Origin of the sequence: Pedobacter sp., from assembly GCF_041645105.1 — a bacterium.
Classification (GTDB): Bacteria; Bacteroidota; Bacteroidia; order Sphingobacteriales; family Sphingobacteriaceae; genus Pedobacter.
In genome coordinates this window covers 507,547-532,515 of the sequence record NZ_JBAZQQ010000004.1, presented here as the reverse complement: position 1 = coordinate 532,515, position 24,969 = coordinate 507,547, and the positions used below count along the sequence as shown (strand labels likewise).

19 protein-coding genes are annotated in these 24,969 nt (G+C 41.2%); 4 read left to right on the top strand and 15 right to left on the bottom strand.

The genetic code is table 11. The annotated features are described in order from the left end of the window. Window positions 1-131: 131 nt before the first annotated feature. The 13 genes from WC623_RS15545 to WC623_RS15485 form a co-directional block, all read right to left on the bottom strand. Window positions 132-1,001: a hypothetical protein gene (locus WC623_RS15545; protein ID WP_372852672.1), complete on the bottom strand. Its 870-nt coding sequence runs from the start codon at window positions 999-1,001 to the stop codon at window positions 132-134. A gap of 34 nt (window positions 1,002-1,035) precedes the next feature. Then, window positions 1,036-1,851, bottom strand: a complete 816-nt coding sequence (locus WC623_RS15540) for a hypothetical protein (RefSeq protein ID WP_372852670.1) — start codon at window positions 1,849-1,851, stop codon at window positions 1,036-1,038. A 38-nt stretch (window positions 1,852-1,889) separates the two neighbouring features. Next, entirely contained in the window at window positions 1,890-3,788 is a 1,899-nt protein-coding gene (locus tag WC623_RS15535) for a hypothetical protein (protein ID WP_372852668.1), read from the bottom strand. 163 nt (window positions 3,789-3,951) lie between these two features. Continuing rightward, entirely contained in the window at window positions 3,952-4,911 is a 960-nt protein-coding gene (locus tag WC623_RS15530) for a hypothetical protein (RefSeq protein WP_372852666.1), read from the bottom strand. A gap of 216 nt (window positions 4,912-5,127) precedes the next feature. Continuing rightward, complete coding sequence (locus WC623_RS15525) at window positions 5,128-6,633, bottom strand: SusD/RagB family nutrient-binding outer membrane lipoprotein (protein WP_372852664.1); 1,506 nt, start codon at window positions 6,631-6,633, stop codon at window positions 5,128-5,130. A gap of 20 nt (window positions 6,634-6,653) precedes the next feature. After that, complete coding sequence (locus WC623_RS15520; protein WP_372852662.1) at window positions 6,654-9,830, bottom strand: SusC/RagA family TonB-linked outer membrane protein; 3,177 nt, start codon at window positions 9,828-9,830, stop codon at window positions 6,654-6,656. Between the two features lie 148 nt (window positions 9,831-9,978). Further along, window positions 9,979-10,914, bottom strand: a complete 936-nt coding sequence (locus WC623_RS15515; RefSeq protein ID WP_372852660.1) for a DUF6807 family protein — start codon at window positions 10,912-10,914, stop codon at window positions 9,979-9,981. Next, window positions 10,914-12,107, bottom strand: a complete 1,194-nt coding sequence (locus WC623_RS15510) for a Gfo/Idh/MocA family protein (protein WP_372852658.1) — start codon at window positions 12,105-12,107, stop codon at window positions 10,914-10,916. Before WC623_RS15510 ends, WC623_RS15515 begins: the two co-directional genes overlap by 1 nt. Before the next feature lie 80 nt (window positions 12,108-12,187). Further along, window positions 12,188-14,383 carry a right-handed parallel beta-helix repeat-containing protein gene (locus tag WC623_RS15505; protein ID WP_372852656.1) on the bottom strand — a complete coding sequence of 732 codons (2,196 nt, stop codon included), beginning with the start codon at window positions 14,381-14,383 and terminating at the stop codon, window positions 12,188-12,190. Further along, entirely contained in the window at window positions 14,380-16,605 is a 2,226-nt protein-coding gene (locus WC623_RS15500) for a hypothetical protein (protein ID WP_372852654.1), read from the bottom strand. Before WC623_RS15500 ends, WC623_RS15505 begins: the two co-directional genes overlap by 4 nt. 44 nt (window positions 16,606-16,649) lie before the next feature. After that, a complete protein-coding gene (locus WC623_RS15495) occupies window positions 16,650-17,465 on the bottom strand; it encodes a ketose-bisphosphate aldolase (protein ID WP_372852651.1) in 816 nt (271 codons plus the stop codon). Beyond that, window positions 17,446-18,456, bottom strand: a complete 1,011-nt coding sequence (locus WC623_RS15490; protein ID WP_372852808.1) for a carbohydrate kinase family protein — start codon at window positions 18,454-18,456, stop codon at window positions 17,446-17,448. The genes WC623_RS15495 and WC623_RS15490 overlap by 20 nt, the downstream gene beginning before the upstream one ends. Continuing rightward, entirely contained in the window at window positions 18,456-19,640 is a 1,185-nt protein-coding gene (locus tag WC623_RS15485; protein WP_372852649.1) for an SIS domain-containing protein, read from the bottom strand. Before WC623_RS15485 ends, WC623_RS15490 begins: the two co-directional genes overlap by 1 nt. A gap of 177 nt (window positions 19,641-19,817) precedes the next feature. Here WC623_RS15485 and agaR point away from each other — a divergent pair, with 177 nt between their 5' ends. From agaR to WC623_RS15470, 3 genes are all read left to right on the top strand, one after another. Further along, window positions 19,818-20,645 carry a transcriptional repressor AgaR gene (gene agaR / locus WC623_RS15480; RefSeq protein WP_372852647.1) on the top strand — a complete coding sequence of 276 codons (828 nt, stop codon included), beginning with the start codon at window positions 19,818-19,820 and terminating at the stop codon, window positions 20,643-20,645. Between the two features lie 177 nt (window positions 20,646-20,822). Continuing rightward, the gene (locus tag WC623_RS15475; RefSeq protein WP_372852645.1) at window positions 20,823-22,034 is read left to right on the top strand and encodes a M14 family zinc carboxypeptidase; all 1,212 of its coding nucleotides are present in this window, start codon (window positions 20,823-20,825) and stop codon (window positions 22,032-22,034) included. 106 nt (window positions 22,035-22,140) lie between these two features. Next, window positions 22,141-23,358: an acyltransferase family protein gene (locus WC623_RS15470; protein ID WP_372852643.1), complete on the top strand. Its 1,218-nt coding sequence runs from the start codon at window positions 22,141-22,143 to the stop codon at window positions 23,356-23,358. Between the two features lie 205 nt (window positions 23,359-23,563). On the opposite strand, the gene WC623_RS15465 is transcribed toward WC623_RS15470, so the two are convergent. Together WC623_RS15465 and WC623_RS15460 are read right to left on the bottom strand one after the other, a co-directional pair. Then, window positions 23,564-23,806, bottom strand: a complete 243-nt coding sequence (locus tag WC623_RS15465) for a hypothetical protein (protein ID WP_372852641.1) — start codon at window positions 23,804-23,806, stop codon at window positions 23,564-23,566. A gap of 1 nt (window position 23,807) precedes the next feature. Beyond that, a complete protein-coding gene (locus WC623_RS15460; RefSeq protein WP_372852639.1) occupies window positions 23,808-24,467 on the bottom strand; it encodes an Rpn family recombination-promoting nuclease/putative transposase in 660 nt (219 codons plus the stop codon). A gap of 367 nt (window positions 24,468-24,834) precedes the next feature. Between WC623_RS15460 and WC623_RS15455 the strand changes: the two genes are divergently transcribed. Continuing rightward, window positions 24,835-24,960 carry a hypothetical protein gene (locus WC623_RS15455; protein WP_372852637.1) on the top strand — a complete coding sequence of 42 codons (126 nt, stop codon included), beginning with the start codon at window positions 24,835-24,837 and terminating at the stop codon, window positions 24,958-24,960. The last annotated feature ends 9 nt before the right edge of the window (window positions 24,961-24,969 follow it).

Here is a 24,969-nt window from a genome sequence, read left to right as displayed (position 1 = left end):
AAAAATCATAAATTTAGTTCGTAGCAAAACGGTCCTATATCAGGAAATGGACCCTACATATAACACTGAAGAGCCCATTTCCTTGGTAAATTCTAATCGAGTCTCATTTCGTTTGAATCGTTTCCCTATCCCTATTGTTGAATTTTATGGAGAAAGGTAGCGTCGTCATTAGCTTGAATATAACTATCAAAATACAACAGCCCGACTTTACCCGCATTGGTTTTGAAGGCGATTACCTTACCTACCTCTAACTCTTCCACGAAAGTTCGATCAATCACCAATTTTTGCAAGCGCAAATCATTCTTCATGGCATCAAAGTCCGCTTTCGTAAAGTTGGTAACCAAGAATCTTACACCTGTGTTTGCGAATCGGTTAGATTCCGTATCTGTATTATTCAGAGAACGTGTTTTATAGAAGCAATCCATATCAGGCACTTTACCTGCGTTAACAGCCCCCTCACGCAGAGAAAATCCAGTATAACCTACTGGTACATCAAGATCCCATCGACTGACATCTGCAGGACTTATAGGTCCACCCATTATAATCGACGTTCCTGTTGTTAATGGAACAGACGGAGGAATAATGCTGCGAACTCGAATAGTTACCGATGAAGCTGTAGACTTACCATTCTCATCGGTAACTTCCACTTTTAGCACATAGCTCTTGTCCTCAAGAGGAACGTCAAGAGCGATATCCTTTGAAAAGGAAGTCTTGGCGTTCGCATCGGCAACAGTCTCTAAAACACCGTTAAGGGTGTGGTTTAATTTCTTGATTTTTCCGGCTGCCTCAACGGAATACTTAAGGGCAATTGTTGAATCTTGGTAAATAGCCACACTGATAATCCCATCTGCTACGACTAGACCTGTGGCTTGCACTGTAATTTTAGGAGCGTCTGGAATCATGATGTCTTTACCACCCTTTTTACTACAACCAGCAAAACCAAGTGCTAATACACCAATGGCCAGAGCCATACATTTTGTAAAAAACTTTCCAATAAACATAATTTAAAATTTAGTAAATAAAAAAATAGTTAACCTATCCTATTTTACGGTTCAATTGTCGCCTACGGGATAGGGTCCATGGCAACATCAATAAAAACGGTATGATCCAAATCGCCACGTAGGAAATCGACTCAAATTTATTAATCACAGCATACGTGTGCTTATGCTTTCCAAAAATCTCCACGAGAAAATCTGTCGTGTAAGGATCTACGGCATCTTCATAATACAGATCAGCCATGTTCTGGTAAGAAGCTCTGACCAATTCCGGATTGGCGGTGACAGCAGCCGTATCATATGGCACGTAAATTCCATAATCAGGATCGAGCATAAATGCAGATTTATCTGCGTATTCGGCACGGACCACTACGTGTCTGCCGCCCACATCAAGCAATTCAGCGGAAATACCATGATCGTTTAATACCCCCTTTAAGACTATTGAGTGGGCCGAACACACACCAACTCCCCGTTCCAGGTTCTTTTTATAATTGGTAAACTCATATCGCTCATACTTCTTAGGATTGACAAACGATGCAGCATACAGCAGATAATTTTCCCAAGCTGGCACCCGCATATGAAAGCGATCAATTCCTTCCTTTTTCCAGTAGTGTGAAAATCCATCGTGAATCAGACTGTTAATCCTAACCGAGAAATCCTTTTCCGATTCACCTTCCAGACGGACAAGCTGCTTTTTGAGGTCAGAATACCGGATGACCACATCATTCTTACGATTTCTAATTTCGTTTTCTAAGGTATATAGCTCATCATTCCTCATTGACTTGAACAAGCCTACAGTATTTAGCAATATCAGAAATATTCCTATCCCAAATAAAACACCTTTTAGTACTTTCATGCTGATTATGTTATTGTTTCTAATGATTTTTGGAGTATTTACTTTAATGGAGAGGCAAGGTATTTTTCTATATCCTGCCAATGTTTCCACATAATTTTCCGTTTTATTTTCAACTGTTCGGTAAAATCAGGACCTAGTAAAAAAGAATCTTCATATGATTGATGACGCGCTTTGATTACTACCTGTTCTCCACCTTTTTCCATCAATCGAATCAATCCCAAGGTATTATCATATTCATTGCGCATGATTTCATTGAAACGGATATAGTCTGGATGTCCCTCCCATGTCCCTTCTTTACGAATAACGACCTCGCCACCACTTAAGGCATCTGCAGCCCGATCGCGAATCTCTTGCGCGTAAATGAAATTAGCACAGCTTTCCAATATCTTTGAATAAATGCGCAAGCCAAGCGCCATTTTATTCAAATAAGCCTTCTGAGTAGCCTGGATGCTCAGTCCTTCAAAAGTATTGGCGACAGGATCAACTCTTTTTGCAAATCCAAATGCACCCGCAGGTGGCAAAAATAAACGAGCACCATGTAAATCCACATAATCACGACGGGCTTCTTCTTTAGAGGTGTTAAATATGTACGGTAAGAAGTATGATTCTTCTGCACCAGTGATCAGCTTAGGATTGAACAGTAATGGTCGGTTAATCAAACGCATTGTTACGCCCCAATACAAAGAACTGATCCGAGGTATGGTGGTTGATTTGTAAGCAAAAGCTTCGTTCATATCGACAAAGGCACGTTTTAAAGATGATGCATTTTCTGCACCAGCCCAACTGAACGCAACTTCTTCGAGAATGCTATCCAATGTAGCGCTTTCGTCTTTAGCTGCCTTCGCTTTCAGCGTTGCTTCTATAATACCGATTGTCAAAGCAATAGTCTCAGGCTTATCATAACCTCTATCATAAGCTGCTCTGAAATTTAGATATACAGTAGCTTCTTGTTGTTGTTTAATTTCCAACACTTGTTTTACTAAAGCCACTGGATCAATCAATCCCTGAACGGGGTAAGTTGTATTGAGCAACGAACCAACGGTGTAAATCTTACGTTTGCCACCTCCGGAAAAAAAACAATTCTGTGGAATATGCTGTTCGATATCTCTTTTCTCTGCATCCGAATAATTTGAATTTTTATCATCTACATAAATAAACAATGGCTTACCGGCAGTATTCGCTCCTGATCGATATGACTCCAAAAGCATTTTCATTCTTTGGCCGGCACTATATCCGCGACATCCAGCAGGGCCATTGGCACCGGAGTAAAGCCAATCCGACCAGTCTATTCCAGCACCTGCATCGTTTGTTTTGAATCCAAACATGGTAATTTCTGGTACCCTTGTTAACATATTCGCCATCATTCGGGCGTACATATCACGAGTCTCGGTTGCGCATACTGACGGAGCAAAGGCCTTTTCGGTACTTCTTCGAGGGTGATCAACACGAGGGCCTAACAGCTCAGGATTAGCTTCAAAAAATTCCTTAGGTAAAAAATTAGGTTCGTATCCAAGAAATGCGGCCTCTACGTGGTGCTTACGTAGAATAGCTGCCTTTGCAAGCAATAATTCTTGATTTTTCTTTACAAAGTTTACTGGTATAAATGGTTCTACCAACTTATCGGGAAAAAATTTAGACGGTGTAGGGTTGCTGGAGGCATACTCATGCCAGGAACTACCGTTTTCCGGTATTTCATGAAAACCTTTATCCGCGAGGGTACTGATATTGACCCGGACCGTTCCGAACGATTGTAGTGATTTCGCGGATTCAACGATCCGCTCAAAATTACCTAAATCATTTACCGGTGCATTCAGCACAAATACCAACCCCTTTTCTCCATTCTGAGTCTGCTGTGCATACCCAGAATTTATACAGCCTAAACTACCTTTAGCAATCAGCAATACAGATAGAAACCACTTCATCTTAATTTTCGACATTTTTTAAAACTCTAACTACTCTTTATGTATTCTATTTATTTATTCAACTACCAATTAATTAAGTCTCTCCCACCTCTCCTACATAAATAGATCCCAGGGTGGTCTTTCCACGCATCAAGGCGCAGGTCGGATCAACAATCCTTCTTCATTCATTTCATTCTGTCTACTCACCTACCACCTTATTCATTCCGATACGCTTTTTAGCAATCACGATATTATCATATACAACGCCCACATTACCATGATCTCCATGATGGAACAGCGCCGCATTAAAAATGCTTACTTTCAAAGTAGGTACTGTCCGAAGCCATAAATTTTCAAACGGACCATATTCCACGCCATCTATCCAGAAGCTGATCACACCATTTGCACCTTCTTGTGTAGGCGTTGGTGTTCCCATATCCAGTAACAGTTCAATACAGTACCATTGCCCAGCTTTAAGTTTTGGTGTAGGTTTCCCTGGCTTCTCGCGAAGTCCGGGATCTTTACAATAATTAGCGCTCAAAAAGCATGGAAGATGATCACCCCAACATGAACCATTTGGATCAGAACAATCCATAGCCATACCTCTATAGTATGCATATAAGAAAGGTTTAGCATTGTTGGCGTCATACTCAAAACCAATCCCCACCCGATTTGTTCCATCCGGTCTGATGCCTGCTACTCCCAGGAGGCTTCTATTTCCTGCAAACAATCCTCCACCATGATTTTTTGCTGTGAAATCAAATCCTTCTTCCCATTTAGCATACCATCTTGCATATACCTTATCATGCTGACTCGGTAATACCTTTATCAAATCCGCTCCACCTCTTCCCGGCTTCACCCAAAGACGCATTGCATTATTTCCAGAAGTATTAAAAGGTCCAGGATCCTTTATTAACGTATTTTCAGGTTCAGGATTTCCATCCCAATCGTCCCATACTTTTAGGTTTCCATCCTCAAAGCTATTCATGAAAATAATATCGGATGCGGCTAGAGGCTCTACATCCTGTGGTACTTCTGGAGTTGGAGTTGTATCCACGATGGGAACCTCTACCTCTGGTTTTGAGGCCTTACCACAGCAAATCCACACAAAACATAGTAATATTAATACTGGGCATAATAAAACATTTCTTTTAATCATCTTCGTATTATTTTTTTATATAAATCAATTAAAAATTTCCACTAAAGTTCCCTTCCACTATGAGACCTCCCACCATTGGTTTTGAGGTTTTATCACAGTAGACACATAGAATAGATTACGGCGCATATGCTACGCCGCAATCCACATTCGATTTACAAGTTGCTAGATATGAACCCTATAAGACTAAGACTAAAGCATTAACCTGTACATACAATACTAAATACCTTCAGGAGGAAACATACCTTGCCTTGGATGATGAAAGGGAAGTCCAGCCTTTTTATCCCACCAGATACGACTAGTCAACGTATTACCACCTTGTAATCTATTTGAGGCTTCGACTACATTTGCCTCGTTACGTTGATACTCCACGTCAGGATAAGTCAAACGTCTAGGAATCTCTCCGTTTGTGACCCCAAGTGATTCTCCAGTCCAGATTCTAGGATAACCAGTTCTTCTAAACTCGGCATAACTTTCATAGTGGTTGTAATAATTTCCTATCCATTTTTGATTGATGATCTGCTCCATCTTATTTTCCTCAGTTCCTGATAATATTCCGGCAGGAGATGCCAAATAAGTGGTGATATCTCCTGATGCAACACTATACTGCTCCATGGCCAATCTGATGCCGTTAGCATAATAGCTTTGTGCATTTTCATTGGTGATCCCGGCATTACCCGCTTCGGCCCGAAGAAAGTTAACTTCTGCTGCATTAAACAACACAATAGTAAACACAGGCTTCAAAAACAAATCAGTCATAAGAGATAAGTTACCTGCCGAGTAACGTCCTGATTCGTCAAGTACCTGCATAGGTAAGCCCAAATATTTACCTGTTAGTACGGCTGGCTTTGCAAAGATTGGTAACCTCGGATCGTTCAATCTACCGAGTAGATCAGTGGTTGTAAAAGAAACCAACATGTTACCTGGGGAGGTAACACTTTTCGTATACAAGGAGTTTTCATTTTCAACAATTCCCTCATTCAATGTTTTCAACGTCATATTATCAGCGTTGGTCAAAATGAGCGGTTCAAAAAGTACATCATTGATATGCTCTGAAGCTATCTGTGGTGCAGCATAACGAATACGCATCGCCATACGTAATCTCAACGAGTTTCCTAATTTTTTCCACTTATCAACATTACCTTGAAAGTATATGTCAGAGTTACCGAAACTCTGTTGATCGGGAACCGTTCCCAGTGCGGCAGTAGCCTCTTTAACCTCCTTCAACAGATTAATATAGATATCCTCCTGCTTGTCATACACAGGTTGTAAAATGGTAGTAAGCACACCTTCAGCTGCTTGGAAATAAGGCAAGTCGCCATAGAGATCCGTTAAGTGCTGAAAGATCATCGCTTTCATAATCCGGGCAATCGCATTTTGATCATTTTTCAATGGCTTATTGCGTGTCAGCCGCTCTAATTCGCTGGCATTGATATAGTATTGACGATAGAAATTATTGTGCGGGTTTGACCAATCATTATTAGAGAACAGGTTTCCTCCCGCTGGATTCGTATAATAACCACTGTAAGACGATATCCGATAAGACTGACTATGTATTTCAAACGAAAATCGCTTAGCTACATAGGTGAAAATATCTTCTGTTTTCACAAGATCTTTATTTAACAAAAGGGGGTTGGTATTGATGTCCTCAAAACCTTTTGTACAACTTACCGCCAAAAGCATTATGGCCAGAGCTGATTTACTTATATATTTATACACTTTCATGATATATCTATTAGGATTGATTAAAGTGAAAATGACAAGTTAAAACCAATCGTCCTTGTAACAGGAATACCAGTCATCTCATAACCTTGCGCTGTTGTGAAAGGCCCATACGCACCCTCTGGATTGATACCCATTTCCTTCATTTCAGAATTTTGTTTGATATAGAACAGATTTCTAGCCACTGCTGATAACTTCAGCGAGCTCATATAGGAATCTTTACGAAAATGCCGTCCAATATCATATCCAACACGCAATTCTCTAAACGCTATATAAGAACCATCTAAAACAAACTCTTCAGCGATTTTATTGGTATTCAAATCCGCATAATAGGCTCGTCTCCCAATAACAATGTCATTTGGAACATAAACTCCATTACCTTTATCAATGACTCCCTTAGCAATCAAATTCTCTCCTTTCTCGGTTTGTATAGCGGTACCATACTGATATTGCTGGAACTTAGACATTGAAAAAACTTGTCCGCCCAAACTCATATCAATCAAAGCTCCGATACTGAACCCTTTATAATAGAAATCAGTGGAAAGGCCTGCCAGGTAATCTGGCTGTACATTACCCAATACCGAAGGCTCACTCTCCGCTAGCCATGTACCTTTATCAGAAACAACAACCTGTCCTGCTTCATTGCGCTTGTATCTGTAGCCTACAATATTTCCAAAAGGCAATCCCGGGCGTGCTTCAATACTGGTTTCTCCGGTACTAAATAAATTGAGGGAATTAATATCAGGATACAATGACAATACTTTTGACTGGTTGCGTGAGAAATTCAAAGACGCACTCCATCCATAATCTTTATTTTGAATGATCTTTCCATTAATCATCATTTCAAACCCGTGATTTCTAATCGATCCGGCATTAATTAGTTTATTAGAAAAACCAGTTGCTGCAGGGATACTGACATTCAGGATCTGGTTTCTCGCAACAGCATTATAATAAGTAAAATCTATACCCAAGCGATTGTTAATAAAATTAAGATCTAAACCCGTCTCAATAGATGTCGTCAATTCATTTTTCAAATCAACAGCGGGAATATTATTTCCAATATTTGACTGTCTTAAGCTACCGTATCCCACAGATTGCATCGTATATCCGATCTGTGTACGATAAGGAGAAGTGTCTTTACCAGCTTGTGCCACAGAAAAGCGCACCTTACCAAAACTCAAAATATCCCTGGGAATATCAAACGCTTCGGTAAATACAAAACTAGTGCTTACAGAGGGGTAGAAAAACGATTGGTGGCCAACCGCTAAAGTCGATGACCAGTCATTTCTACCTGTGATATCCATAAAAAGATAGTTGTCATAAGCCAATTGCCCTGTAAAGAATACGGAATTCATCCGGCGTTTATTCGGAGAATTGGTAGCAACAACAATACCTGCATTTACGATATTATACATATGATCGATATTAAGTCGATTGCCTTTCAGTGTTGTGGTAATTAAATCGCGGTCACGGCGACTAACTCCTATTGATGCCGAGCCTGAAAACTTGCCAAACAATTTTCCGTTGGAGGTTAATATCGCATCAAAATTTTGTTCATTCATACGCAGCCGGTCATTATTCACCTGTCCTCTCCTCAAATTCCCTTCCCCCCCGGTAGGAGTATTGACCCCAATTCTTGAATCTCTATTTTCGACATAAAAATCGGTCCCTCCTCGCGCCAGTAAATTCAACCAGTCTGTAAATTGGTACCGCAAAGTCAGGTATCCGTTAACGCGATCACGCGAATCGGTCGCTATAAACTCATTAGCCACCCAATATGGATTGAACGGACGTCCATCCGCCCAGTTTTCCGCCATACCTGATTCATTTTTATATTTTCTCAGCATCTCGTCACTTAAGAAAGCCGGGTATCGCTGAAGGGACATACCCACAGTATTCAAGTTTGTACCGAACCCAGGGCGATTATATCCTCCCGACTTTGTATAAGTAACACGGGACTCAACCGTAAATTTAGACGTCGCTTTGTATTCTCCTCCAGTAGAGATGGTTTGCCTGTCGTATTCCGAATTCGGATATATTCCTTTATTCCGCAAATCACTGATTGAGGCACGGAAACGAAGTTTTTCATTCCCCCCCGATATAGCTGCTGAATTTGTAAACGTAGCTCCGGTTTTGTAAAATTTCGCTACCTCATCCCTGCCTTTTGGAGTCATCTCGAACACGCCCAACATAGGCCATAACTGCATAGAAATTAATTGTCCTTCCATCTTAGGCCCCCACATAGAGTCAAACGAAGTACCCATCTCATAGTACTGTGTACCGTCACTCAATGTTTTGAGTGTCCAACCTGCAACATCCAATGATTCTGTCCAACCTGGACCATATACATTCTGACGTCTAGGTGTGACCAAAGGATTTTCGTAAGTTATGTTTGAATTAAACTCAATTTTTGGTCTGGCCCCGAGCTTTCCCTTTTTTGTCGTAACTAAGATCACACCATTGGCACCACGCGCACCATAAAGTGACGCACCATTAGGACCCTTAAGCACGGTAATACTTTCTATATCATCAGGACTGATCCCACCAATACCATCGCCATAATCACGGCCTTGTCCTACCGGGTTGCTAAGGTCAGGCGCACCAACATTATCATTATCCATAGGAACCCCATCAATAACATATAATGGCTGGTTATTTCCTTGAAAGGAAGAAGCACCTCTAATATTTACATAAGAAGAGCCACCAGGCCCCGTAGCAGGTGTGCTTACAAAAACCCCGGCAACCTTCCCTTTTAACGAATTGGCTACGTTGATCTCTCTGGCTTCGGTTAGCTCACTTCCTTTAATAGTTTGGGTCGAATAACCTACCGCCTTTTTTTCTCGCTCCACACCAAATGCAGTAACTACAATTTCTTGAAGCGCCGAATTTTCGTCGTCCAATCTGACATTGATGATGGATCGGCCATTGATCGGTTCAGAAACGGAACGCATCCCTATATAAGAAAAAGACAGTGACGCCACACCGTCGGGAACACTTATTCGGTACATCCCTTTGGCGTCTGTAACAGTGGAACCAGGGGATCCTGAAAGCCGTACAGAAACCCCTTGAATTGGCTTTCCGTCTAAAATTGCCGACACAGTACCAGAAACAAGCTTTTGCGCCTGTACACGGATTCCAGAATAAAAAACCATCACGCAAAGCGCAATAAATAGTTTGTTGGAAAATTTTCTCTTGATCATTTTTAAGTTAATTGAATTAAAAAGGAAAAAACATTAATACATACAAAGCCTTTCAATAGATATTTGGTAATGGAAAAATACGAAAAGAAAAATAGAAAACAAAAATAAAAGTAAAAATACTTTCAAAACCTAATTAAAATTATAATTTTCAGTTTTTTGATGAAAAATAAAAGGTTTTAAAAATATCAGAAATCAATAAACTATCAAAATCTTCTCCATATACAAGAAGGCGATACGAAAGCACAAGACCGGAAGAAGGAATCGAAAAGGGAACATTACCAGGAAAAACAGGATTCTGCATACTTTTAAAGTCTCTTAAGATCCACTTCCCTCCATGATCAGGACCTTTAGGATCAACCATTACCACAAGCCCCCCTTTATTACCGCCATCAACATGCTTTCGAAAATCCATCCAGCCCCCAGCTACCACTGGCGTCTCTTTAGGCTGAACATATCCATTTTCGGAAAAAAAGCGAATCTGTTCAGCATCTTTCAAACGAAGAGAAAGCCCGCCATACCCTTTTTCATTATCTGCTCCCCCAACACAAACCTCATCCAACAGGGGTTTAACATGAAGTCGCAAATCGATCACCCGATATCCTTTCCCTTTTGGATAAACTGTAATCTCCGTATCTTCCTTTACGATTTTCGTTTTCTTTCTTTTCTCTTTAAGCGCGACCAACCAGTCAACTTGTGAAGACAAGATTAGAACACCCTTTCTTTTCCGCACCTTAACCTTTCGTACGTCCCAGGAAATATCCTTACATATCCAACCATTTGCCACCTGCACCCCCGCCAACAATATCTGGTGCCATGCCCAATAAACACCATGCTGATAAGGGTGATCTGAGGGAGAAGACTCCGTCAGCACTTTTCCATCGTACCCAAATAAAGGATGGATGTACCCAGATCTTTTATACGCACCAACTTCCGGAACTGTCCGATAAAAAAGTACCGGACGGTCCTTATCCGTAATCAAAAACCCTTCAGCTTCTTTAACAACAGAGATCTCCTGGCCATACACAAAAACAGCCGATATGCAAAAAAGAAATAGTAAAAAACAAGTCTTAGAAACACGTTCCATTATAATTTCCAGCTTTGTACTGTACGTGAAGCTATTGCCTGATTCGCCTTATGTACAGCAATAGCAGAATGTTTCCCCGTCACAACATCAGAAAATGGTTTTTTCCCATCCCGAATACACGCAACAAAGTCCAACAGCGAAAAAACAGTTGGATCAGTACTCACATCATGAATATCCCCAAAATTAACCAAAACAGGCTCACCTTGCCCCCAAGACTGTAGCGTAGCGCCAGTCACACCATCAACCACGCCAAGCTTTCTTTCCTTTTCCTCAGGATACAAATACGCTTTATTTTGCTGTATCTCTACCGTAGCATTGGATCCCAGTACACGTAAAGAATATCCTTTATAAGCGTTACTTAAAATAGAACTCACATTAGCTTTAACACCACCCGGAAATTCAAATAATGCCCTCACATTATCCCAAGTTTCCCTTCCGTCCTTCCAATAATCAATACCTCCCATACCACTCACGAACAAGGGACTAGAACCAGTAAACCAATGCAATACATCTATCTGATGCGAGCAAAGCTCACTCATAAGACCTCCGGAATACTCATTATACATCTTCCAGTTTACCTGTCGCTCCAAAGAAGGGTCAGTCACTGGGTTCCGCCAATTAGAATTGCGGTGATATTGACACTCATACTGAATAACATCCCCTAGCCACCCTGCATCAATCATCTCTTTCACCCGACGATACAAACCATAATATCGGTATTGATACCCCACCTGAAACACCAGACCAGGATGCTCCATCACCTTCTTTTCCAAGGAAACAGCTTGATCTATATCATAAGTCATTGTCTTTTCCACATAAACATGCTTACCAGCATCAATCGCATCCACAGCCATACGGTAATGCTCATGCAAAGGTGTAGCAATAACGACAGCCTCCACACGCTTATCTTCTAATAATTTCCTATAATCCGAATAGGCAACAGCCTTACTTCCGGCATGCGCCAATCCTTTTTCCAAATTTTTCGGGAGCACATCGCTGCAGGCCACTACCTCCAAACCATCCAAACGACGTATGATATTTGCAATTCCAGCCCCTCGATTACCAGTACCAATGATACCTACCGCCAGCTTTTTCCCGCGAAGAGGAGCAGCTTGCAGAATCTGAGGAACTCCACTCATTGAGGCCCCAGCTAAAGTTACTGCGCCGTTTAACAAAAATGCTCTTCTATTCATATTTAAATCAGATTTCATATCTAAATAACTATTTCATGCTTTTCCTGTCCAAGACCGTACGATAGTGCTCCTCTAAGAAGTCAATCCAACCTAAAAACAACCTTAGCATTCTTATCCAACTCCACAAGCCTCTCTCTCTTACCTACACGAATCTTAAAAGGCGAAAAAATTTCTTTAACATCGTTGTTAACCTGGCAGGCCAACAATTCAACCACAACTTTTCCATTCTCCGCCACTCCACTAAAGACTTGCTTCCCCTGAACATCAAACACTTCTACCAAACGACCATTAACCGCCTTACGCTTAGACGACACCAACTCCAGATCTAATGTCCAAAAAACACGGTAACTCATTTCAGCAGTACCTTCTTGCGCAATGCTGAACGGCATCCCATCCACTTCGGTAGATCGAAACGAAATAGCGGTAGCAGGGCGCTTCCCATATTTGTACCCTAAACGCATCGACGCAAAATCGGGTACCGATTCCGCAATTTTCGAAATCTGATTTCGCGACAAGTCGATATTGGATGCCCCATCATAAATAGTAGCCACCCAGATCGGTGTCGTATTAGCCTTAATTCGATTATTATACAATCGCCCTTCGTTGGCATTGCCAATATAAAACGCATAGGCCTGGGTATTCGAGGTAGAATCTTCCAGCACCACAGAGATGTCGTTATCAAAAACCTCATTATTCCCAGCACTTGCACTGTAGAAGATAGCGGTAGCCAGAGGCACGTACTTCGGGTATTCAGGAAACGCCTTACCGATGATCTCAAAGGTATTTCCGTAGATTTTATTTCCGATCGCTCCTCTAGGATCACCTGTCTTTGCGCCATAGTCAGAAATCCGTATCCCATTCGTACTGTAGTCGAGGTTATATTCGCACGATGGCGGGGCAGCTGTGACGCGAAAGAAGTTGTTATACACTTCTACGCCCTTACGCCGGTAAATCCCAAGACCAGATCCGATTTCAGGCTCAAACCGATTGTTAAAAACTCTTGTGCTGTCGCCCGAGGACGACACGCCATAATGATTGGTTACAGTTTGCCTGTTTACAAACAAATTATCATGAATCACAGACTTGACTCCTTTTACCGTCAGACATCCCTGACCACCATAAAAGGTGCTGTGCGACACTTCAGACGGACGCTCAGCCCGCAGATTAACCGCCATAAACTGGTTTCCGTGGCGATTAATCACAAACGGACTCCGGATATCAAACTTGCAATGCCGGATCGAGCCGTAAGTCCCTTCAACAGCTACCGTACTAATCCCTTCCGATTCAAACTCTACCTGCTCCAACACAAGTCTGACATCGCTTGCAGTAGACTGCACGCCAGCAGACAGTACACCTACCGCAGCATTCTTTATCCGTCCATTTCGGATAATCACAGCACCTTCTCCAGTCACTTTCTTCATTCCAGATGTCGAAGCATCCGAAAAGACTTTCTCATGGTCGAAAAAGGCACCATATCTACCTTCGAATAAATGCCCATAATGCCCATACCGTTCTACCCGACCTACAATCCCCACACCCACGTCAAACGCAGGCCTGATATCAATCTCATCAACCAGGCAATCAGTATCTGCCCGTACACGTACGCGATATTTACCAGCAGGCAGCCCCTTCAGGTGCGCCATAACAAAACCTCCACCCAAACGGGGCGATTGGTTTATAGTCGGACAGCTCAATGCGGTAGAGTCGGCATATTCTGTCAGGCAACGAACCGACTTCCCAAACTCATCTTCCACGAACACACTAACACGCATTTCCTTGCTCTTGTCGGGCCCCATGTCTTCATAATAATAACCAGTCACACCACACATAGCATAATAAGACCGATCAGCCACAGGAAGCTCCATGTAAGACGACACAATTTCGTCTCCCGCTTTTAGACTCATTAGTTTTTCACCCACAAAAACATGTACATCTTTGGTATTCACTACACTGGCACCTGGAGCTCTTGACAGATCCCATCCTGCCGGGCCCTTTTCGAAACCACCGTTAAACAGATTGTTATAACCTCCATCGGCATAGTACACGGTAAATCCATTAAGATCCAATGTCACGTCTTTACCTAAAAAGAGGGCACTGTGGCTACTATGAATATCATTAGTTAGCTTGTAAGTCACCCCAGGCTCCGCATAAAACCCCGGACCAGAAACCAATACAATCTTTTTATTTCCAACATTTTTCTGAGCACAAGCCCCAGTCCAAATCCCGAAGAGTAAGACAAAAAGCCCTACATTCGCTACACATACACCAATCTTCATTGTTTAACGCCGATTTTTAATTTCACATTTTCCGTTAAGCGAACCAATTGCTCACCTCCAGGATAGACCAACTTGTAGGGTCCATTTGATACCGTCACACCACCAGACACCTGAATTTCCGTCAATTCAACCTTCAGAAAACCTCCGGCCGAAGAAATACCACGATAAACCTCCAGTTCTTGATGATCCAAAATAGACACCGGAACACCAGACACCCCCTTACCGGCAAGCCCGACAAATTGCGCATCCAGCGTCCAACGAACCAGATAATCTTTTTCAGCCTGACCAACCTGTTCCACCTTAAAAGGTATTCCTACCAACGCATTGGATCGAAATGCAATGTTCAGAGCAGAGTTACGAGTACCCCTATACCCTAACCGTATTGCCGGAAAATCAAACTCAGATTCCCTATGTTTGATTAAGGTATTCATAGTCAGATCAATATTTGCCGCACTTCCATAAGGGCAAGCCACCCAAATCGGCGTAACATTCGAAACAACGGTATTCCGCTCAAAAACTCCCCCATCTGCATTCCCGATATAAAAGGCATGAGCAATTGTTTTGGCTTTTGGATCCTCATGCCATACCGACACTTTATTACCATAAATTTCATTATCACCCGCACTGGCACTAAAAAATACCGCATTCGCCATACCTACATAATCCGGATACGCGTCAAATGCACGTGCCACTATATCAAATGTATTATTGTATATTTTATTGAACCTAGTTCCTTTCGTCGAGCCCCTTACCGCGCCATAATCGGCCAATCTCACCCCATTTGTACTGTAATCCAAATGATACTCACAAGACGGCGGAGCAACTGACACCTTGAAATAATTATCAAAAATCTCCACACCTTGTCGACGGAAAATATTAATTCCAGAACCAATTTCAGGCTCAAAACGATTTTCAAAAATCTTTAAACTATCTCCGGATGCCGTAATACTATAATGATTGGTAACCGTCTGTCTATTTGCAAAAAAATTACGATAAACCGACGAGCCCTTACCTTTTAACACCAGACACCCCTGCCCTCCAAAAAATGACGAATAAGACACTTCAGACGGCTTATCACCTCTCAAGTCAACCGAATGGAACTGTGAACCATGCCTATTAATAATAAAAGGATTATCAGTACGAAACACACATTTTGAAATATTTGCCTGAGGCACATCTACCGCGATAGAATTAATCCCTTTGGATTCTATCACCAGATTTTCCAATACCAATTGCACATCTTTAGCGGTAGACTGAATACCCCATGACATTACCCCTGGCGTACCATTTTTGATTTTACCATTTTTGATAACAACCTTACCTTCCCCTATTACCTGAGGCAACCCTTTCCTTGGGCTTAAACGCCTTACCGGGTCAGCATAATCAAAAAAAGCTGAATACCTCCCCTCAAAAAGGTGATCGTTATGTCCGTTCGGGAAAGTCGCCCCTACAATACCAATTCCCACATCAAATGCCGGCCGAATATCCACCTCGTCAATCAGACAATCTGTATCCGCCTTTATCCGCACCCTATATTTTCCTGCCGGCAAACCATTCATATGAGCAACAACAAATCCCCCACCGAGCCTAAGTGTTTTCCGCTCAACTGGAACACTCGTCATCACAGTATCCACATAAGAGGTCTGACAACGAACCAACTCCCCTTTTTCATTCTCTACATAGACACTAACAATCATATTGTCATCCAACGTCTTACGATCCTTATCATACCGTCCTGTAACCCCACACATTGCATAATAAGACCTGTTTGCATAAGGCAAATTGACAAACGAGGAAACAACTTCATCACCTGGCAACATACTCAACAAGCTATCTCCAACAAACTCATGCACCAATCTTGTGGCCACTACCTTTGCCCCGGGCGCTTTCGACATATCCCAACCATCAACACCTTTCTCAAATCCTCCATTTCGAATCTGCTCATAAGCCCCTTTCGCATAGGTGATCGTATACCCATTGAGGTCTAACGTCACATCTTTACCCAAAAAAATGGCACTATGTGTACTTGTAATATCATTCATCAAACGATAAGTAACACCTCGTTCCGCATAAACACCAGCTTTGGTAACCGGAACAATACGTTTTAGAGAGTCCGTAACTGCCATCACGTTCCCTACAGAAACAAACACAAAGAAGAATCCAAAGGAAGGCCATACAATCATCATCTTTCTGCACAATACTCTTCCCGGAAATTTTATCATAAAACAAGTCATAGCGATAATAAGATTATAGAATAAATAAATAACTACAGCACATCCAACTTAGCAGAAACTAAGTCCGTAATTGATTTAATTGCGTAAGGAAATGTTTTCCTGAGATCGATTTCCTCATTTACAATCAACACCTCTTGCAATTTTCTCATAAATGCATCTTTGATCTCCGTTGCCAGGTTAATCTTACAGATCCCTAAATGAATAGACTCAACTAAGGTTGCAAGCGGGATACCAGAGCCCCCATGCAATACAAGAGGAATTTTCGTTACGCGCTTAATCTCCCGCAAGAGATCCAGATCCAACTTTGGTTCTGCTTTATAAAAGCCATGTGCAGAACCAATGGCCACTGCCAACGCATGTACCCCAGTCTCCTCTACAAATTGCTGAGCCTCTTTCGGAACTGTAAATCCGCAATTTTCTTTCGGCTGCCCCAACTTCGCCACATAACCTAACTCAGCCTCTACATTAGCGCCGTACTTTTCAGCCAACTCTACCACACGTCTGGTTATGGCAATATTTTCCTGAAATGTCCACTCGCTATAATCTATCATAACAGAATCAAATCCTACATCCAGGCAACTCGCAACCAACTCATACGAACCAGCGTGATCAAGATGTATCCAGGCTTCAACCCCATACTCCTGAATGGCGGACCGAGCCATACTTACTGCCGTGCGAAGCCCCATGTAATCTATAGACCCTTGTGTCAACTGCAAGATAACCGGACTTTTACGCTCCGCAGCCGCAGACAGAATCCCTGACAATGTCTCAAAATTATAAAAATTGGTCGCCAACAAACAGCCTTTCAGCAGGTTTAACTGACCTAATTTATCTTTCAACGTCATCATAGGAAAAATTAAATTTAGTTCTACCGATTTCCATCACTTCCTCCGGCGTGGTAAAGGCCCCCGTACCGCCGACAGCAGTGGTCGATATAGCCCCCATCAAGTTTCCATAAACCTGGCACATTTCGACCGAATACCCTTGCAAAAAGTGATAAATAAACCCAGCATTAAAGCTATCACCCGCACCTATGGCATCCACCACATTTTCGTTTAAAAAAGATGGAACATAGGTAACAACACCATTTTCCATAGCCAGACACCCCTTTTCCCCAAGCTTAACCACCACGATATTCGCATAACTACTCAGCTGATCTATCGCTTCTTCAACAACATCACAGCCCGTTAAAGCCAACACCTCCACTTCATTAGGCAGAAATAAATCCACCAAAGGAAGTAACCCCCGTATAGGTAAGTCCCACAGCTCATCAGGATCCCATTGCACATCCAAGGAAGTCGTCATTCCTAACGATTTCGCTTTACTCAACAGACTCATCAAGCCCTGTTTAAGTTTTGGTTGCAAAAAAACTGACGACACATGAAGATGGCTCATTCCAATCAACAAATCCCAATTAACATCATCCACACCAAATGCATTCATGGCCCCTGGATAAGTTACCATAGCCCTGTCGTTTCCGAAACTAAACGCAACAGTAGCACCCGTCTGATGGTTGCGATCACGGATAACAGCCTTTGTATCCACACCACTTTCAACCAGGCGACGCATCACCAAATCTCCAAACAAATCCTCCCCAATCTTCCCTACAAAGGCCACATCACCACCCAATACGCTTAAATTGTTTGCAAAAATCGCGGCAGAACTTCCCAATGTTAAACCCATAGTGTTAACCAAAACCTCCTTACCTACTACCGGCAATTGGCCCAGACCACCCATAATCAAATCTACATTCAACTCGCCAACAACAATAACTTTTCCCATATTAATACCTACATTTACATCAAAGAAAATTTCACTATTAAAATCGACATTATGCATCAAACCTCAAAGGGATATATGTAAACACCTTTAACCACTCGTGATATTTTACCATCAACAGATGGCGAATCAGGCAACAAACCCAAATTAATTGCTTTAAAGAAACCTATAATTTGCGCCGGCAATGCAGTTACGATAGCAAGAAAATCGTCCTCTAACAGCACCTCCCCATCTAACGACAAGGGAACATATAAATCCAAATCCTGATCAGATTTTGAATCTTCACCAATTCCAACCAGATACAAACCTGATTTTGAAGCATTCACCGACTTCACAAGATCCACCTCATAATGACTCGCATGGCTATTATTTGAAAAGATAAAAACGACGAGCGTTTTATCATCAATCACCACCATAGGGCCATGTCTCAACCCAAGATAAGAATCAAACTTACAAATCACTTGTCCTCCTGTTAGCTCCTGTAATTTTAATTGAGACTCACAGGCAACACCACGAAGCGGACCAGACCCCAGAAAAAACGCACGGTCAAACGCCCTATCCGACACCGCCCTGAGGCCCTCAACTTCATCCCGCAGAATACGCTGGCCGCAATCAACCACCCTGTCTACCTGCTTTTTATAATCCTCTATACGATTGATACGCGAAATCAGTATCCCCGTCAGCAACATCGAGGTAAAACTACTGGTCATCGCCAAAGATTTATCATTCGTTTCTTCAGGAAGAACAATTACATATGACTTCTTTTCCCGAACAACACGAACAAGCTCACCTCCCTCATTACAGATAACCACTAAATGATACACTCGGGAACACAACGACTCAGCCAAATCTACCACCACCACACTCTCCGGGCTATTACCCGAGCGCGCAAAGGACACCAACAGAAGTGTGTCTTTCTCGCAAAAATACTGTTGAGGATGTGTCACTATGTCCGTGGTAGCATACGCCCAGGTGTTTTTACCTAAAAATTGCTGAAAAGACTGACTGATAATATCACCAATATAAGCAGATGTACCTGCCCCCGTAAGAACAATCTTAAGATTGTCGAAAGCGCAAGCCTCTTGTAAAAATTCAGAAATCAACTCCTTTTGCTCTAAAATCTTTTGATAGGTGAGCCCCCAGACGTCAGGTTGCTGACAAATCTCACGTGCAGTATTCATCGCCCCCAACTCCACCAATAATTCACAACCAATCCCTAACTTATTCTCATTCTTTCCAACCATAAATCACAAAACAAAGTAAACTCAATAAATAATAACGAATTGCAAATATATAATTTTTTATTTCCTTTCATTAATATTGAATAAAAAAACATTTCCTTTCTAAATGGCTATATAAAACAAAAAAAGGATACAATAAACAAAGCGATAGACAGCGAAATATTGTCTAATATTAATTTTATGCATATCTTCGAAAGAAATAACAAGTTCATTGCAAACATCATGACAACGATAAATAAAGCAACCACAGTTCAAAGGCGAGTACATATCCTAGAACAATTAAATAAAGACGGCCAGGTAAATATCGCAGACTTAAGTAAAGAACTGAATGTCACTGAAGTTACTATCCGCAATGACCTTACTCGCCTTGAACAAAAGAAAATGCTAATCAGAGCTAGAGGCGGAGCTATTAAAGTTGAGCGTGTTGGAACTGACTTCAATATTTCCGACAAAAACAAACACAGATACGAACAAAAAAGTTTCATCGGAAAAGCAGCTGTCACGCTCATCGAAGATGGCGACACCGTTATTTTTGACTCAGGAACAACCACTTCTGAGCTAAGCAAACAGCTTGGCGACAAGACAATAACCGTCATCACAAATGCCCTAAATGTCATCAATCAGTTAGCGGAATCTGAGAACGTAACAGTTATTGTACCAGGCGGTTATCTTAGAAAAAAATCACTTTCCTTAGTCGGAGGAGCAGCGGAAGACAGTTTAAAAAATTATTTTTGCGACAAATTATTCCTAGCTGTAGATGGCATCAGTGCAGATTTTGGATTATCTACCCCAAATGTGGAAGAAGCACATCTTAATAAGGTTATGATTTCAATTTCCCAAAAAGTCATCGTAGTAACCGACTCGAGTAAATTCAATAAAAGAAGCCTCGCCTTTATCGCGTCCATCAACGAGATTGACACGATCATCACCGATTCTGGCATACCTGACGACGAGCGCATCAAACTTGAAAATGCAGGGATAGAAGTTATCATTGCTGACCCCAGTTAAAAAGAACAAGCTCCTTAGCTTTCATTATTTATCTTTACCCTTAGCCTTTCGAATGTAATAAATCGAAAAGAAAACCTATTTGCATAATTAAATAAAAATAGAAACGTTACGAAGATTTATTTTTTTTATTACCTTTGTTTTATAGAGACTAAGTCTAAAACAAGAAAAAGATAAATTATGAACAACAGCCGTATTTTTCAGATCGTTTATTTGGTTGCATTAACAACTATCACCCTATCCTGTTCACAACGATCTTCGGCTCAAACTTACAATATCCCGAAAGGATACTTGACAGAGGCTGAAAATATCCCCTCATTTTGGATAAATACCATACCCGAGATTGAAGACTATCTAAAAAATCACATCAAAAAAGGTCAGGTAAGCCATGTCGGCACATCAGCAGGAGGTAGAGCTATTCACTCTATTTCGTATGGAAGAAAACGACATAAGGGAGGTACAACCACTTTTTCGGGATACCTTGGTACAGGTGATTTACAACACTACCGAGGAAAAGATAGCGAAAAACTAGTATACATGGCAATAGCGGCAGTACATGGATATGAGGTAGAAGGCATTGTAGGCATAATCAATCTATTATCGGTACTCGAAACGGGCAAAGATCTGAGAGGCACTTCATGGCCGGAACTGACAAGAATGGCCGACAGCATAGACCGGATCGTACTCATCCCGTTAGTCAATCCTGACGGCAGATCGAGGGTTCCTGTAAAAATGGAGCCCAATCGAGGTGGATCCCCTGATGCTTTTACTATCCACGAATACCTAAATACCGGTGGCAAGCAGAACGGCACCATTATCGGATGGCCAGATGTAAAGGAATTTATCCCTATGGATTTCACCAAAGTAGGTTTTCCGGGAGGATATCCGAATGATGCAGGGGTCAATATCATGCATGACAATTTCTTTGGAACAGTCCAACCTGAGACTCGCATGCTTTTCGATTTATCTGAGTCCGAGAAACCGGATTTAATCATAAATATGCATACAGGAGTACCGCGCAATAACTATTTCATGACCATCCACAGGCCATTTTGCGAGCCTCAAATACAACCTGTTTTTGACGAATTATACAGAACGATCAATACGCGTTTAACCAGCCAAAAGCTAAGGGGTTCGACTAATATCGCTTTTGAAACTGAACCTTCTCATGCCGATATGAAGGGCTACAACTTGAGCACAGCACTCAATTTACACTGTGGAGCGCTTAGCGTCGTGATAGAATCGGCTTGTCATGGTTTTTCGGGGACTAATCTCAGTGGAGTACCAATTACACATAGTCCTCAAATGCTACTAGACGCACAGCTGATCGCCCATCAGGAATCTTTACGATTCTTATTAAAAACCGGAGGGCGCGCCAAATGGACTAAATAGACTACCTGATACCAGGTGTCTATTTCTTTAAAAACCCTTTCCACCATGAATCTATGTTAAGAGACTATTTAATCATACAATCCTATTATAAACAACAACCTAAACTATGACCACTGCATCATCACCCGTTATTGAACCGGCCACAATGTCAGCAACTGAAAGAATTGCTTCTATTGATGTATACAGAGGCTTGGTTATGTTATTAATGATGGGCGAGGTGCTTTCTTTTAAGCATGTATCCGCAGCGCAGCCAGATAGCTCTTTCTGGCGGTTTCTTTATTTCAACCAGGACCATGTCCAATGGTTTGGATGCTCATTGCATGATATGATCCAGCCCTCCTTCACCTTTTTAGTAGGAGTGGTACTGCCATACTCTATTTCAAGTAGACTAAAAAAAGGAGCAACGCATAAAGCCTTATTAAAACATGCTGCCGTACGCTCAATCATTCTTATCTGCCTTGGAATATTTTTGCGTTCCATGTCATCAAAGCAAACCAATTTTACTTTTGAGGATACGCTTACGCAAATAGGTTTAGGCTATACATTTTTATTTATGCTGGGGTTTTATTCTCAGCGTGTACAATTAATTGTATTAGCTGTAATCCTGGTTGGTTATTGGCTAGCCTTCGCATTTTATCCTCTACCCAATGCCAGCTTTGATTACATTGCCTCGGGATTAAGTGCATCATGGGAATATAATTTTCAGGGCTTTATGGCGCACTGGAACAAGAATACAAATCTTGCCTGGGCTTTTGACCGTTGGTTTTTAAACCTTTTTCCGCGCGAAACCCCATTCCTTTTTAATAATGGAGGCTATTCAACGCTGAGTTTTATCCCCACACTAGGCACTATGATCCTGGGCTTATTTGCCGGGAATCAATTAAAGGCTGATACGACCAACCGGCATAAACTTAAATTTTTTATCATAACCGGGTTCAGCTTAGTACTATTAGGCTTGCTTTTGCACTATTCGGGTATAAACCCAATAGTAAAACGGATATGGACACCGGCCTGGACGATATTTAGCGGTGGCATATGCTTTTTGTTTCTGGCCTTCTTTTATGGCATAATTGATGTCGCTGGCAAAAAAAAATGGTCATTCTTTTTACTGGTGATAGGAAGCAATTCTATAGCCGCTTATATCATATCTGATGCAGGCGTCAGGGATTTGATTTCCAACTCGCTTCATATCCACCTGGGGCAAACCTATGATCAGCTATTGGGCGCTCATTATGCTACATTGGTAAATGGTTGTTTAGTATTATTTATAATCTGGTTGATCTTATATTGGCTTTATAGAAAAAGGATTTTTATTAAGATTTAGCACATTGTCTTATACTGATATTAGTTTACGAATTTTCGCCATTTATAGAGTCCGATATTTTGGAAGGGTTACAGAGCCAATTGTAAATACTGTAATTATTGGAATTAACACTACCATAGAAGCAATTAGATCTAAGTTGGGCTCATAAAGATCGAATACTGTAAACGTATTTTTCCCCTTCTCCATTAGAGTGAAATGGAGTTTATTATTTTAGAGCTGCAACTTCTTCTTCTGATAACCTGGTACATTTTGCAATCTGACTTACGGGAATACCATCAGCCAACAATGCCTTTGCAATTTCAATTGAGTTCTGATACTTAACTTTTTCACTCGCTTTCTCTATTCCTTTCTCTATTCCTTTCTCTATTCCTTTCTCTATTCCTTTCTCTATTGCAAAATCTCTAACATTTTGCTCATCCCATTTTACTTGTTGTGCTGTTCTAAACATATTACGTTCCTCTTGTGTTAAGTTGGCATATCTCGCCAGATGAAAAAAAAGCATAAAGCCATTCATCTAGCAATGTCTTTAGTTCATGCTCCTTCTTATTAAACTTCGCAACTTCGATATAAGTGAAGTGTAGCTTGTTATAAAAAACACTGCCTGTATCCGTATCACATAGTGACACATTATGAAGATATTTACCAGGCTTCGTTTCTGGTAGACTGAAATTCTCCAACAATGAAATAGAATATATCTCTTTAAGGTTATATCTCCATTCCTTATACCCTTTCGGTGACTGATCACTAATCAGCCTACTGGTATAAAACAATGAACGTTCCTTAAAATTCTTCTGCTCCTGTCGTTGCACCTCTACCAGAAATGTTACCCCATCTTTGTCTTTGCAAATGAAATCAAATACAGAATTACCTTCATCTCTTATTTCTCCAGGGTATTCATTCTTACCATAAGTAATAGATTCAATGTACCTTTTGCCCTCCAAAACCACATTCAAAAATGCCTTTGCAACCTCCTTACTACTTTCCGAAGCAAAAATTCTTTTGAAAACCCAATCCTCAAATGGATTGATGTAAATAACCGGAGATTCAGGAGTTTTTCCATAAACAATAGATGACTCCTTTACAACATTTTCTTGTAGCTCTTCCGACATATTACTTGTTTTGCCTTTAAGCAAAGGTAGGTAGAGTTATTCTAAAAACCACAACAAATTATCATAAAAATTACAAACAATAACCATAATGCAATTTATTGTAACCAATTACATAAAAATGAATTATTTTATAAAATATTGAAATCTATCTCGATTAAATTCTGAAGTGGTATTATAAATAGCGGAAGTTATGAATCCACAACAATTCGAGATTGAACCAGGCTACTTGTGGGTTACTGTAGTTTCCTTGCAGTTTTTGAGAGTTAACTGATTACTGGCAGGAGCATGGAGTACAAAAAGGAGATGAGTTTGCTTTGTTAACAAATATCATTCATCAGGAATGGACTGGTAAAACCTTCGGGATCAGATGACCGAGGCGGAGTTATTGTTTACAGCACTGGCAGAATTATCAACACGACAGATTGCTGAAAGTGATGAAGCTGAAGGGTTAAAAGAAAATGCTGTCGCCGGTAAAAAAAAAGTGGGAAAATAGCCAAGGATG